We start from the raw sequence: 13,133 nt of genomic DNA on the forward strand, positions 1-13,133 counted from the left end.
GACCGCAAGACACGCTGGGCTAGGCAGGCTGGACCTTATCAGGATGAGCCGCCTGCACTGCGTCGAGCCGTTCGAGGTTTCGGAAAACCTCCATGGTTTTGGGGAACGCCGTCAGGTCTCCCCCCCAGCGGGTTGCGTTGTAAATCTGCGGGATCAGGCACAGGTCGGCCATAGTGACGGTATCGCCCAGACAATAACGTCCGTTTCGGGTCAGCATGGCCTCAAAACCCGCCAGACCTTTGGGAATGAACTGCTGCATCCAGCTTTCCATTGTGATTTCGCCGTTTGAATGCTGTGTGGCGTATTTGGCGACGGACAGGTTGCAGACAGGGTGGATTTCCATGGCAATCGCATAGCTGAGTGCGCGCACATAGGCTTTGTCCAAGGGGGCCTTGGGCAGGAAATTGTAATGCCCTGCGTCCGTCAGATATTCGATCACTGCGAGGGATTGGGTCAAGGTTTGCCCGTCGATCAGCACGGTTGGCACCAGCCCTTGGGGGTTGCGGGCCAGATTTTCCGCGGCACGGTGTTCTTGGGTTAACAGATTGACGGGCACCGCATCATAGTCCAGTCCTGCGATGCCAAAAGCAATGCGCAGGCGGTATGCGGCAGAGGACCGCCAGTAATCGTAAAGCGTGATGGTCATGGGGTCTCTTTCAGAAGGTTTAGAAGGGTTGTGCGGAACTGGTCCACATCAGGGCCAAGGCGTTCAACCAGTTTAGACTCAAATGCGTTGGCCAGCGGAATGATCTGCTGCATGCGTTTCTGACCCTCTGGCGTTAAGGCAAGTTTCAGCAGGCGGCGGTCGTCGGTGTTGGTTTCTTTGGTGATAAACCCGGTTTTTTCCAGACGGGAGGCCGCGCGTGAGACTTTGGATTTATCCATATCCACACGGGCCTGAATTTCACGGATGGATACGGGGCCTGCGTTATACAAATGGACGATCACCCGCCATTCGGGCACTGTCATGTCAAAATGTTCCGCGTAGATTTCCGAGAACTCGCGGCTGACCCGCGAAGAAACCACAGCCAGCTGGTAGGGGAGGAAATCATCGAGAGAAAATTGGGACACGGCGGGGCTCTGGGATCGTTGCAAGTGAGACGAGTATGCGACGGGGCGGCGTTTGGATCAAGGGGAGTGTGTAGGATGGCGTCACAAGAGGGATCATCCGGTCAGGTTTTGGCAGGCTATGCCGCTGTCGCCGAAGATTTGATCGACCGGTTCGAAGCATTGGACACAGCGCAGGCCTTTGCGCCTGTTTTGCCGTTTTTGCCTGATACGGCCTGTCGCGTGCTGGATCTGGGGGCAGGCACGGGGCGGGATGCGGCGTGGTTTGCAGCGCAGGGGCATGAAGTGACGGCGGTTGAGCCTGTGGCAGCGTTTCGGCGGGCAGGGCAGATTCGCCACAAGGCGCTGGGCCTGATCTGGTTCGCTGATCGGCTGCCTGAATTGACCGAAGTTTTGGAACAGTACGCGGTCTACGATCTGCTGGTTTTGAACGGGGTCTGGCATCATCTTGAATTGGGGGTGCGGGGCGAAGCGATGGCAAACCTGCGCAGGCTGTGTGCGACTGGCGGGCGGGTGATACTTTCGGTACGCAACGGGCCGGCCCCTGCGGATCGCCCCGGCTTTGGCGGTTTTGCGGATGTCGCGATAGAGCAGGCATTGGTTGTGGGGTTTACTCTGACGCACCGCGCGGCAGTCGGGTCGATCCAGCCTGCAAATATCGCGGCAGGGGTGACATGGGACTGGCTGGTGTTGGAGGCGGTTTAAAGTCTTGAATTGACATCGTTGCATTTGCAACGATACACTACCCACAGCCGAATCCGTGCAGAGGAGAGTAAACATGAACAAGCAAACACAGCCCAAAGGGTTTGTTCAGGCCCCGTCGAACATCGGAGTGACCGATGGCTATATGCCGGGCTTTGGCAATGATTTTGAAACCGAGGCTTTGCCCGGTGCTATCCCTGTCGGGCGCAACAGCCCGCAACGGGTGGAATACGGGCTTTATGCCGAACAGCTTAGCGGTTCGCCTTTCACGGCGCCCCATGCCACACTGGAACGGTCCTGGATGTACCGCATCCGCCCATCCGTGAAACACGTCAGCCGCTTTGAAAAAGTGGCGATGCCTTATTGGAAAACCGCGCCTCATGTGATCGACGATGTTGTGTCTTTGGGGCAGTACCGCTGGGATCCGGTGCCGTTTTCGGATGAACCGCTGACCTTTGTCACCGGTATGCGCACCATGACCACTGCGGGGGATGTGGGCACGCAGGTGGGTATGGCCAGCCATGTTTATCTGGCCAATACGGATATGGAGGACGAATATTTCTATTCCGCCGATTCCGAGCTGCTGGTGGTGCCACAAGACGGACGATTGAAGATTTTCACCGAATTCGGCATCATTGATCTGGAACCGTTGGAAATCTGTGTGCTGCCGCGCGGTATGGTGTTCAAAGTCTCGCTGCCTGATGGGCAGGCCCGTGGCTTTGTCTGTGAAAACTACGGCGCGAAATTTACGCTGCCGAACCGTGGGCCAATCGGGGCGAATTGTCTGGCGAACCCACGGGATTTCAAAACGCCAGTTGCCGCGTTTGAGGAAAAAGAAACGCCGTGCCGCGTGACGATCAAATGGTGCGGCCAGTTCCACACCTGCGAAATCGGTCACAGCCCATTGGATGTGGTGGCCTGGCATGGCAATTACGCGCCGTACAAATACGACCTGCGTACTTATGCCACCATCGGGTCAATCAGTTTTGACCATCCCGATCCGTCAATCTTTACTGTTCTGACAGCCCCCACAGCCGAAGAAGGCACTGCGAATATCGACTTTGTGATCTTCCCCGAACGCTGGCTGGCCAATGAAAATACCTTCCGTCCGCCGTGGTATCACAAGAACATCATGTCCGAGTTGATGGGCAACGTGTATGGTATTTATGACGCCAAGCCCAAAGGGTTTATTCCGGGTGGGATCAGTCTACATAATTGTATGCTGCCCCACGGACCGGACAACAACGCGTTCGAAAAAGCCACCAAGGAAAGCTGGGATCCGGTGAAGCTGGTGAACACCATGTCGTTCATGTTTGAAACGCGCTTCCCGCAGCAACTGACCCGCTTTGCCGCGGATGAGGCGCCGTTGCAGGATGACTATGTGGATTGCTGGGACGGGCTTGAAAAGAAATTCGACGGTACGCCCGGTTTGAAGGATTGAGCTTTCATCTGCTCGTTCTGACGGGCGCAGTGCTTTTGCTGGCTTTGGTGGTTGGTGTTGTGCTGTGTATCGGATGGGCGCAGCAGCGTTTTGACAAGAATACGCGTGGAGTGCCCAAACCGGATGCCCCGCGCGAAATGGAATAGGCGGCCCTGTCGGGTCTGCACAAAAGAAGGAAGAAAACCTTGGGTTTGAACAAAAGTTGGATAGAATCCGCGAACGCAGCCGAAAGCCAGTTTCCCCTGAACAACTTGCCGTATGGTGTGTTTCTGGATGAAGACGGCGCAGGCAGCCCCTGTGTTGCCATCGGCGATATGATCGTTGATCTGGGTGTGCTCGAAGACGAGGGCCTGATTGATGCAGGCGGCGAAGACCCGGTGTTTGACGTGCCGTTCCTGAATGAATTCATGGATCTTGGCAAAGACGCCTGGGCCGAAGTGCGTGCCCGTTTGACAGACCTGCTGGCCGAGGGTGGCGATGACGCGCTGTCTGGCAATTCTGACCTGCTAGAGGCGGCCTTGATAGCGCAAGCCGATGTGCAAATGGGGATGCCATTTGTGGTGGGCGAATATACCGACTTTTATGCGGGGCGGAACCACGCCACCAATGTGGGGATCATGTTCCGTGGCAAGGAAAACGCGCTGCCACCAAACTGGCTGCATATTCCGATCGGCTATAACGGACGGGCCAGCACTGTTGTTGTATCAGGCACCGATTTCCACCGTCCCAACGGTCAGTTGAAAGGCCCAAATGATGCGGTGCCATCTTTTGGCCCATGCAAACGTCTGGATATCGAGTTGGAAATGGGCGCGGTTGTGGGCACTGGTAGCGCAATGGGCAAACCTGTTTCTGTGGCGGAAGCCGACGAGATGATCTTTGGCTATGTATTGCTGAACGACTGGTCTGCGCGGGATATTCAGGCTTGGGAATACCAACCGCTTGGCCCGTTTCAGGCCAAAGCCTTTGCCACCACCATCAGCCCTTGGGTTGTGCCCAAAGCAGCGCTGGAACCGTTCCGGTGTTCCACGCCCGAGCGGGAATTCGAATTGCTGCCCTATCTGCAGGAACCCGGCCCCATGCTGTACAACATTGATCTGGAAGTGGCGCTTGCCCCTGAAGGCAAGGACGAAACCGTCATCAGCCGCACCAACTATAACGAGATGTATTATTCCTCCGCGCAGCAACTGGCCCATCACGCCAGCGGTGGTTGCGAGATGAGCACGGGTGATTTGCTGGGGTCTGGCACGATTTCCGGTGTGGAAAAAGACCAGCGTGGCGCCTTGCTGGAAATCACTTGGGCGGGTGCAGAGCCGATTGAACTGGAGAGCGGTGAGAGCCGGACCTTCCTTGAAGACGGGGACACGGTGACGTTGCGCGGCGCCTGTAAGGGCGACGGTTTCACCATCGGGTTTGGCGATTGCACCGGAAAAATTCTGCCAGCGGTGAAATTTCCGTAAGGCAGCGCACCGCCTGTTGTGGGCGGTGCTTTGAGTATTTTTTGAACGATGAAACCATGTGGTTTCTGGACAGAACACGTTAGGACAAGACAATGGCAAAGGCTTTTGCATCGCAAGGCGACATGGCAGAGAAAAAGATCAGCTTCACCGAAGTTGGCAAGGATCTTTGGGCGTTTACTGCTGAAGGCGACCCGAATTCGGGTGTGATTATTGGCGATGATTCGGTGATGATCGTAGAAGCGCAGGCAACACCCCGTCTGGCGAACATGGTGATTGAAAAGGTGCGCAGCATTACCGACAAGCCGATCACCCATGTGGTTCTGACCCATTATCATGCTGTGCGGGTTCTTGGGGCGTCTGCTTTCAATGCGGATCAGATCATCATGTCCGATGTGGCCCGTGGTATGGTTATGGAGCGGGGACAGGAAGATTGGGATTCCGAGTTCCAGCGTTTCCCCCGCTTGTTTGAAGGCCATGAAAGCATTCCGGGTCTGACCTATCCAACGACCACTTTTTCGGATTCCATGACCGTCTATTTGGGCAATCGTAAGGTTGAAATCAAACAAATTGGTCGCGCCCATACAGCTGGAGATTCTGTGATCTGGGTTCCGGACGAGCAGGTTATGTTCACAGGCGACATTGTTGAAAAACATTCCGCCTGTTATTGTGGCGATGGGTATTTCGGCGATTGGGGCCAGACGCTGGACAATGTGAAAGCCTATGATCCGCAGTCCATTGCTCCCGGGCGTGGTGACGCGTTGGTTGGCCGTGCGGCAGTGGATGAAGCCATTGAATTGACACGTGATTTCGTGGACAGCACCTTTAAGCCTATTGCGCAGGTTGCCGCGCGTAATGGCACGCTGAAAGACGCTTGGGATGCCTGCCGCGAGGTTTGTGACCCGAAATTCAAGGACTATGCCATCTACGAGCATTGCCTGCCCTTCAACGTTGCGCGCGCTTATGACGAGGCCCGCGGCATCGCCCATCCCCGCATCTGGACTGCACAGCGCGATCTGGACATGTGGGAGGCACTTCAAGGCTAAACCAAGGAGAGTATCATGCCACCACTCAACATTGCAGTTCTGACCCTTATGGGCATTGTTTTTGCCATTTGGGTGTATCTGATGTTCCGAATGATGGGGCGTCTGACGCGCCAGTCGATTCGGGAACATGATCGTACGGGTGGTGGCTATGTTACCTGGTTTGGCCATGGCTTGCGGGCGTTTGGCGGGTTCTTTAGTGACCCGTCAGTGGCCACGGAACGCCGCCAGTTGATCTGGGTCACGGTGTTGCTGATGCTGATCGTCGTGGCGCAGCCTCTGGTTCTGGTACGGGGCGAATGACACGGATGACGGCGCTTTTTGTCAGGATGGCGCAGAATAACGCTTGGGCGAATGGCGTGCTGTATGACGCTTGTGTGGCGCTCTCCGACGCGGGGGTGTGGGACGCGCGTCCGGGGTTTTTCGGATCCATTGGCCGCACGCTGAACCACATTTATGAGGTGGATCTGTATTACATCGACGCGCTGGAAGCGGGCGGCGCTGGGCGGTCTGTTTATGATCGGCAGGATATTCGGGCCTTGGCGCCATTACGCCTTGCACAGGGTGATGCGGATGGGCGGTTGATCGCTTTGGCAAGTGGTTTGACGGAACCCGTGTTGGGGGAAATGCGCGAAACGCAGCGCCCGGACGGTGTGAAACAGGAACGTGTGGACTGGCTGTTTTTGCATCTGATCCAGCATCAGGTGCATCACCGAGGGCAGGTTCACACCATGTTAAGCGCGGCAGGGATCACCCCGCCGCAGTTGGATGATTTTTATCTGGAGGACGGGCGCGTGCCCAGTGCCGCGCCTTATTGGGAGTAATCCATGGTTGATGTAAGATATCAGACAGCGTTCACGCTGTATCCTTATGCACGCTCGAGTGATCAGGATGAGGGGGCGCAAACCCGCCATCCTGTGGTGATTGTCGGGGGTGGTCCTGTGGGCATGGCCATGGCGCTAGAGCTGGGGTTAAAGGGCGTGGCCTGTGTGGTTCTGGATGACCACGACGGGGTTGGTGTGGGCAGCCGCGCTATCTGTTTTGCCAAACGCACGCTGGAAATCTGTGACCGTATGGGCGCGGGCGATGCCATGGTCGATCTGGGCGTGGTCTGGAACGTGGGCCGTGTGTTTCGCGATGAACGGCAGATTTATGACTTTGATTTGCAACCCGAGGAAGGCCACAAACGCCCTGCCTTTATCAATTTGCAACAACCCTATTTTGAAAAGTTTCTGGTTGAACGGATTCGCGCCGCACAAGCTGACGGCGCGCCGATAGAAATTCGCGGCAAAAACCGAGTTCTGGCGGTAGACAACCAGCCCGATCATGTGGTGCTCGAGGTGGATACACCTGATGGCCCCTACCGACTGGAGGCCGACTATATGGTGGCCTGTGATGGGGCGCGATCCGCTGTGCGCACCCTGTTGGGGCATGATTTCACGGGCCGTGTGTTTGAAGATAACTTCTTGATTTGCGATGTGAAAATGACTGCGGATTTCCCGACGGAACGCTGGTTCTGGTTTGATCCGCCGTTCAATCGGGGCCAGTCGGTGCTGCTGCACAAACAGCCTGATGACATCTGGCGCATTGACTTTCAGCTGGGCTGGAACATCGACCGCAAGGCGGTGGTCCAACCCGAATACTACATGCCCAAAGTGCAGGCCATGCTGGGCGAGGGCGTGGAATTCGAACCCGAATGGGTCAGCGTTTACACCTTCCAGTGCATGAGCATGGATGAGTATCGGCACGGTCGTGTCTTCTTTGCAGGTGACAGTGCCCATCAGGTATCCCCTTTCGGGGCGCGGGGCTGTAATGGCGGCGTGCAGGATGTAGACAATCTGGGCTGGAAGCTGGCTGCGGTGATCAACGGGGACGCAAGCGCGCGGTTGCTCGATACCTATCACGAAGAACGCAAACACGGCGCGGATGAGAATATCCTCAACTCCAGCCGGACCACGGATTTTATGACGCCCAAGACTGAAATTGCCAAACTGTTCCGCGAAAGCGTGCTGGATCTGGTAGAACATACCGATGCCATGCGTCCGCTGGTGAACTCGGGTCGGTTGTCTGTGCCTTGTGTTTATGACGGGTCGTCGTTGAACGGGCCGGACGACAGCCGCCTGCCAGCGCGCACGCGGGTTGGCGCCACGCTGGTGGATGCGCCCACAGATCGGGGCTGGTTGATTGACCGGATCGGGGGGAAGTTCCAACTGCTGACGGTGAACAGTGATTTTGCCTATGACGGGCTGGATTTGGTTGATGTGATCGTGGCCCCGACAGACCTGATTGCAGAACGCTATCTGGGGGATGCAGATTCTGCGGTGTATTTGATCCGCCCTGATCAGGTTATCGCAGCCCGCTGGGTTGATCCCACTGCGGATGATGTGACCGCTGCCCTAAAAACCGCGATGGGAGGCTAAGCCCGTGGATAAACTCTTTACGCCCAATATCGAAGATGCCGATGGATTTTACGCCGAGCTGTTAGGCGCCCACGAAGGCCTGAGTGAGGCTGAAAGCCACGCGCTGAATGCGCGGCTGGTGTTGTTGCTGTCTAATGTGGTCGGCGACCGCGCCGTGTTGCGCCGCGCTATGGAACTGGCCAAACAAGCGGGCTGAACACCTAAAGCCCGAGGCCCGTCGCCGCCACCAGCCGTTTTGCCAGATCAGCGGCAAAGACTGTGTGGCGATGAGAAACCCCCACTGTGCGGGTGCCAAGATCGGCACCTGTGATCGGGCGCACAACAAGGCCGGAATGGGATTTCCCGTGGGACATGGGAACAAGCGCAATGCCCAGCCCCGCGGCGATCAGGTCGAGAACCTGCTGGTCGTGGGTTGCATGGGCAGGTGTGGAATGCTGCGCAGTGCCTTGCCCGTCTTTTGTCCCGTCAAACCGATCAGAATACCCCGCCGCAAATCTGTCAGCGCCCGGGCAATAGGGGCGGTGTATCAAGGGCTGGCCGGCCAAATCCTCAAGCGTCAAACTCTCTGCCCTTGCAAGCGGATGGTGCAGCGGCAGGGCCACGCCGTAGCTTTCGCTCATTATCGGTAAAAACCCATGCCCGCTTGGTATGCAGCTTTGCGATGTATAGGCCAGATCGCTGTTCTCGGGCGTGTTGGAAAAATGGAATTGCAGGTTTCCAAAGGCCCGGCTGACAGTGTGCAACGTGGGGGCAAACGGCGCGAGCAGGATGTCGGGATGGCAGTAAATCCGCAGTTTTTGCAATGGGCGGCTGCGCAAACGGCTTTCCAACGCGGAAAGCTGGGATACGCTGCCTGCCGCATCGCGGTACAGCCGCTCACCGAGCGCTGTCGGCGTCAGCCCTGATTTTGAGCGTTGGAACAAGGATTCGCCGAGCAGGGTTTCCAGCTTTTGGATGGCAATCGACACTGTGGGCTGGCTGACCTCATTCGCGCGGGCGGCGCGGCTGAAGGTGCCTGCTTCATAAGCGCTTAGGAAATACGTGAGGGATGTCAGGTCTAGCATAGTTATTGACTATACTAAATATAGAACGCATCGCAATATCAAATGCAATTACCCCGTGGCATCCTGCATCTATCTGAAAACAGGAGCCATAGAGATGAACACACATACCAGAACCGACCCCGCCAGCGTTATGACCAGTGATGCGGCGATTCACCTGTTGCTGCACAAATTTGCGCAAGGGGACACCAGCTTGTTGACCCATGTGGCAGAAACCATCGACTTTCGCATCGACCATTATGACGATGAAGCCGATGTTAGCTGGCAAACCGCAAAGACCCTGCCAGAGCTGATCGCCCTGCTGGGGCAATTGGCGCAGGATGTGTTTCCGCAAGGCACGAAAGCGCTGGGAATTGACACATATAGTCTGGGGAACGGCTGGCATTTCACCCGTTTTCACCAGCAGTTCTTTTACGGCGTGCGTGGGCGTGAGGTGAGCAGCCAGACCTATATCACATCGCATGAAAGCGAGGGGAAAGTGGATTTCTTTCGGGAAACGGTGACGAATATCGTCGATCTGTAAGGGCTGCCGTCTGTGACGGAGCGGGCCATAACGGGGGCGGGCGGTTAGGTTTCCTCGCGGAAAATCTCTGTGCGCCCGCTTTCCGACAATTCCCAGATACCGCTGTCATCCAGAACCACTGCAGACATTTTACGCCCGTAAGCAGCGCCTGTGTCGATGTTCAACCGGTTGCCGTAATGGGTCACAATATCCACAGGGGTATGGCCGTGAACGATCAGCTTTTCAAAAGGGCCGTGGTGTTCATGAAAGGGCGCGCGAATCCAGATCAGGTCGTCTTCAACCTGTTTGGAGAGGGGAAGGGTGGGATTGATCCCCGCGTGGGTGAAAAACGCGCGCGGGGTGTCGTAGAAATTGGGCAGATCGCGCAGAAAATTCCGGTGGGCTTCGGGGACTTTGGCCCGTGCCTCGGCCAGAATTTCATCCTCTTGCGTGTGATCGAACCCGTCAACGCCATAGCTGTCCAGCGTGGTCAGCCCGCCCAGACGCGGGTGCAGCCATGTCAGGTCTTTGCGCAGGATCGGGTCTTGCGCCTTGTGATCCAGAAACAGGGTCATCATTCGGTCGTGGTTGCCTTTTAGCACCACCCATGGCTCTCCTTTGGCAAGTCCTTTGATCAGAAAGTCGATGACCTCTTTACTGTTGAACCGCCGATCCACCAGATCGCCGATATGGATGATCTGATGCGCGCCGATGCCCTGCGCCGCAATATCTGCTGCAATCCGTTCGTGCAGCATTAACATTTGCTCCAGATCGCCGTGAATATCACCAATGGCATAAAGAACAGGATCAGACATGAGCAGGGCTTTCTTGGGACAAGGACGCGTGTTAGCTGTTTCATATGCAGAGTTTACGTGAATTTGAACCCCTACTTCCCGCAGAGCGCCGATTGGTTGACCAAGCAGCAACAGGTGCGCGGGTTGAAATCGGAAACGGAGAGCTGCCGGACTCCGATGCACAGGATGTGGAAATCCGCGCAGGGCTGATCCGCCTGATCTTGCTGGAACTGGACCCAACGGCCATCCCCCATGCTAAAGGCATCCGTGTGCGCGGCGCGCGGATCACGGGTACGCTGGATTTTCAGGGGGTGGATTGCGCCAATGACCTAAGCCTGTCGCGCTGTGTAATGGATAAAACACTGGTATTTGTGAACGCACGGATGCGCGGCGTGTTCCTGTCGGGCTGTATTTGCCCTGGCATCAGTGCGGATAACGCCTTGTTTGACGGGTCTGTTTATTTACGCAACGGATTTGTCAGCACGGCGGAAATCGCCTTGCCAGGCGCGCGGATCAGTGGGGATTTGCAAATATGTGATGCCCAGATTGATGGCAATGGCCGCGCGGCGCTGTTTGCAAACTCCCTGCGGGTAGGCGGATCAGTCTATCTGGGGGACTATCCGTTTGACAGCGAAGACAGTGAGTTGCGCGCCGATGGGGCGATTATTCTGTCGAACGGCGACATAGAAGAAGATTTTTATTGCCGCAACGTGGCGGTTTCGGCGGCCAATCAGGCGGGCCATTCCATTGCAGACGGGGCCGAGGGCAGCAACGCCATCGCCCTGTCCCTGACCCGCTGCGAAATTCGCGGGGTGCTGTATTTCAAACAGAACCAAGTGTCGGGGGGGATCATCAACCTGTCGGGTGCACAGACGCGGCGGTTGAATGATGAACCAAATGGCGCGGGATCGGGACATGCGATCCGCCTTGATGGGTTTGAATATCAGGACTTTGCGCAACATACGGATACTTCTGTGGCGGTCAGGCTCGACTGGCTGGCGCGGCGGCCAGACGGGATCGACTTTCGGGCGCAACCCTACGAACATCTGGCGCGGGTGCTGGACCGGATTGGCCACCGTGAAGATGCGGAAAAGGTTCTGATCGAGAAAGAGCGTCTGCAACGGGCCGCCAACCGCGCTGCGGCAAGCCTTGCCCTGCGCAGTGTTATGACGGTGCGCGACGGTTTGGGCTGGTTCCTGATCGCCTATGGCTATCGTCCGTCGCGGGTAATCCTTTGGGCGCTTGTTCTTATACTGGGGCTGGGTGTTTATTTCCAGAAAACATGGGATGCGGGGGATATGACCCCTGCGGCGGCCCCGATCCTGATATCGGCTCCTTGGGTAGCCGCAACATTAGAACATCCTGAAAACCCCGGTGCGTTCTGGTCCGCGGTGGGGCAGGCAGGGCAGGATTACGAAACATTTCAGGCCTTTGCCTATGCGGCGGACCTGCTGATCCCGATCGTGAACCTTGGCCAGGAAGAGGCTTGGGGCCCATCCACATCGCGCAGCCCTTGGGGCTGGCACGGCTGGTGGATTCGCTGGTTGGCAAAAGTTACCGGCTGGGTGATTACGGCACTGGGCGCGGCCGCGGTCACAGGTGTGATCCGCCGAGGATGATATTGCAGTAGGGGTGCTGGTGGGATTTACACCAGCGTTTTGGCACCCATATCCAGAAACTTTTTCCGACGGCCTTTGCGCAGGGTGTCGGGTTTCTTTTTCTCAAGCTGGCCAAGCATGGTCAGCAGGGCGGATTTCACGTTGTTGATCGTGTCTTCCTTGTGGCGTTGCGCGCCGCCAATGGGTTCGGGAATCACAACATCCGCCACGCCCAATTTGGTCAGGTCTTGGGCGGTCAGGCGCAAAGCCTCGGCAGCTTCGCGCATTTTGCCGGCGTCTTTCCACAGGATTGATGCGCAACCTTCGGGGGAAATCACCGAATAAACCGAATGTTCCAGCATCGCCAATTTGTCGGCTGTGGCAAAGGCCACCGCGCCGCCAGAGCCGCCTTCACCGATGATGACAGAGATCAGCGGCACGCCCAGCGACAGGCATTTTTCGGTAGAGCGGGCAATCGCCTCGGACTGGCCGCGCTCTTCGGCGCCTTTACCGGGGTAGGCGCCTTGGGTGTCTACCAAAGTGATCACCGGCAGGCCAAAACGGTCAGCCAAATCCATCAAACGGATCGCTTTGCGATAGCCCTCGGGGCGGGCCATGCCGAAATTATGGTGAATGCGCGATTTGGTGTCTTTGCCTTTTTCGTGGCCGATCACCATCACGGGTTTGTCATCCAGTCGGGCCAACCCGCCCATCACTGCATAGTCATCCGCAAAATTACGATCCCCCGCCAGCGGTGTGTATTCGGTGAAAATTGCGTTGATATAGTCGCTGCACTGGGGGCGATCGGGATGACGGGCCACCTGACATTTGCGCCAAGGCGTCAGCTTCTGATATAGATCCACCAGCATGTCTTTGGCTTTTTTATCAAGGGCTTGCGCCTCTTTTTCCACATCCATTTCCGGATTTTGGCGTGCCATGGCGCGCAGCTCTTCGGCTTTGCCTTCGATTTCGGCCAGAGGCTTTTCAAACTCGAGGTAGTTTTGCATTGTCACCCGCGTCAGCGTTATTTTGATTAGGCATTATATGGCG

The 13,133-nt window shown here is 56.7% G+C and carries 16 protein-coding genes; 11 read left to right on the forward strand and 5 right to left on the reverse strand.

Annotated features, from left to right (window positions below; all coding sequences use genetic code 11):
* Positions 1-19: 19 nt before the first annotated feature.
* Positions 20-646, reverse strand: coding sequence for a maleylacetoacetate isomerase (gene maiA, locus GGE09_RS20660; protein WP_309748046.1), 627 nt, complete (start codon positions 644-646; stop codon positions 20-22).
* Positions 643-1,071: a MarR family winged helix-turn-helix transcriptional regulator gene (locus tag GGE09_RS20665; RefSeq protein WP_309748047.1), complete on the reverse strand. Its 429-nt coding sequence runs from the start codon at positions 1,069-1,071 to the stop codon at positions 643-645. Before GGE09_RS20665 ends, maiA begins: the two co-directional genes overlap by 4 nt.
* Positions 1,072-1,146: 75 nt before the next feature.
* On the opposite strand from GGE09_RS20665, the gene GGE09_RS20670 reads away from it, so the two are divergent.
* The 9 genes from GGE09_RS20670 to GGE09_RS20710 all read left to right on the forward strand — a co-directional run bounded on the left by GGE09_RS20670 (position 1,147) and on the right by GGE09_RS20710 (position 8,324).
* Entirely contained in the window at positions 1,147-1,773 is a 627-nt protein-coding gene (locus tag GGE09_RS20670; protein ID WP_309748048.1) for a class I SAM-dependent methyltransferase, read from the forward strand.
* Between the two features lie 73 nt (positions 1,774-1,846).
* Positions 1,847-3,211 carry a homogentisate 1,2-dioxygenase gene (gene hmgA / locus GGE09_RS20675; RefSeq protein WP_309748049.1) on the forward strand — a complete coding sequence of 455 codons (1,365 nt, stop codon included), beginning with the start codon at positions 1,847-1,849 and terminating at the stop codon, positions 3,209-3,211.
* The gene (locus GGE09_RS20680) at positions 3,208-3,357 is read left to right on the forward strand and encodes a hypothetical protein (RefSeq protein ID WP_309748050.1); all 150 of its coding nucleotides are present in this window, start codon (positions 3,208-3,210) and stop codon (positions 3,355-3,357) included. Before hmgA ends, GGE09_RS20680 begins: the two co-directional genes overlap by 4 nt.
* A gap of 39 nt (positions 3,358-3,396) precedes the next feature.
* Positions 3,397-4,668, forward strand: a complete 1,272-nt coding sequence (gene fahA, locus GGE09_RS20685) for a fumarylacetoacetase (protein WP_309748051.1) — start codon at positions 3,397-3,399, stop codon at positions 4,666-4,668.
* Positions 4,669-4,760: 92 nt separating this feature from the next.
* Positions 4,761-5,711: an MBL fold metallo-hydrolase gene (locus GGE09_RS20690; RefSeq protein WP_309748052.1), complete on the forward strand. Its 951-nt coding sequence runs from the start codon at positions 4,761-4,763 to the stop codon at positions 5,709-5,711.
* 15 nt (positions 5,712-5,726) lie between these two features.
* Positions 5,727-6,011 carry a hypothetical protein gene (locus tag GGE09_RS20695; RefSeq protein ID WP_309748053.1) on the forward strand — a complete coding sequence of 95 codons (285 nt, stop codon included), beginning with the start codon at positions 5,727-5,729 and terminating at the stop codon, positions 6,009-6,011.
* The gene (locus GGE09_RS20700) at positions 6,008-6,532 is read left to right on the forward strand and encodes a DinB family protein (RefSeq protein ID WP_309748054.1); all 525 of its coding nucleotides are present in this window, start codon (positions 6,008-6,010) and stop codon (positions 6,530-6,532) included. Before GGE09_RS20695 ends, GGE09_RS20700 begins: the two co-directional genes overlap by 4 nt.
* A 3-nt stretch (positions 6,533-6,535) precedes the next feature.
* Positions 6,536-8,128, forward strand: coding sequence for an FAD-dependent oxidoreductase (locus GGE09_RS20705; RefSeq protein WP_309748055.1), 1,593 nt, complete (start codon positions 6,536-6,538; stop codon positions 8,126-8,128).
* A 4-nt stretch (positions 8,129-8,132) separates the two neighbouring features.
* Positions 8,133-8,324: a DUF2783 domain-containing protein gene (locus tag GGE09_RS20710; protein WP_309748056.1), complete on the forward strand. Its 192-nt coding sequence runs from the start codon at positions 8,133-8,135 to the stop codon at positions 8,322-8,324.
* A 4-nt stretch (positions 8,325-8,328) separates the two neighbouring features.
* Here the strand turns inward: GGE09_RS20710 and GGE09_RS20715 are convergent, their stop codons facing one another.
* Complete coding sequence (locus tag GGE09_RS20715; protein ID WP_309748057.1) at positions 8,329-9,192, reverse strand: LysR family transcriptional regulator; 864 nt, start codon at positions 9,190-9,192, stop codon at positions 8,329-8,331.
* A gap of 94 nt (positions 9,193-9,286) precedes the next feature.
* Here GGE09_RS20715 and GGE09_RS20720 point away from each other — a divergent pair, with 94 nt between their 5' ends.
* Entirely contained in the window at positions 9,287-9,712 is a 426-nt protein-coding gene (locus tag GGE09_RS20720; RefSeq protein ID WP_309748058.1) for a hypothetical protein, read from the forward strand.
* A 44-nt stretch (positions 9,713-9,756) separates the two neighbouring features.
* Here GGE09_RS20720 and GGE09_RS20725 read toward each other — a convergent pair whose 3' ends face one another.
* Complete coding sequence (locus GGE09_RS20725; RefSeq protein WP_309748059.1) at positions 9,757-10,506, reverse strand: metallophosphoesterase; 750 nt, start codon at positions 10,504-10,506, stop codon at positions 9,757-9,759.
* A 92-nt stretch (positions 10,507-10,598) separates the two neighbouring features.
* Here GGE09_RS20725 and GGE09_RS20730 point away from each other — a divergent pair, with 92 nt between their 5' ends.
* On the forward strand, positions 10,599-12,104 hold the full coding sequence (locus GGE09_RS20730; protein WP_309748060.1) for a hypothetical protein: 1,506 nt from the start codon (positions 10,599-10,601) through the stop codon (positions 12,102-12,104).
* A gap of 26 nt (positions 12,105-12,130) precedes the next feature.
* Here the strand turns inward: GGE09_RS20730 and GGE09_RS20735 are convergent, their stop codons facing one another.
* Positions 12,131-13,090, reverse strand: a complete 960-nt coding sequence (locus GGE09_RS20735) for an acetyl-CoA carboxylase carboxyltransferase subunit alpha (protein ID WP_309748061.1) — start codon at positions 13,088-13,090, stop codon at positions 12,131-12,133.
* Positions 13,091-13,133: the final 43 nt, after the last annotated feature.

The organism is Roseobacter sp. N2S (assembly GCF_031454055.1).
GTDB lineage: Bacteria > Pseudomonadota > Alphaproteobacteria > Rhodobacterales > Rhodobacteraceae > Amylibacter.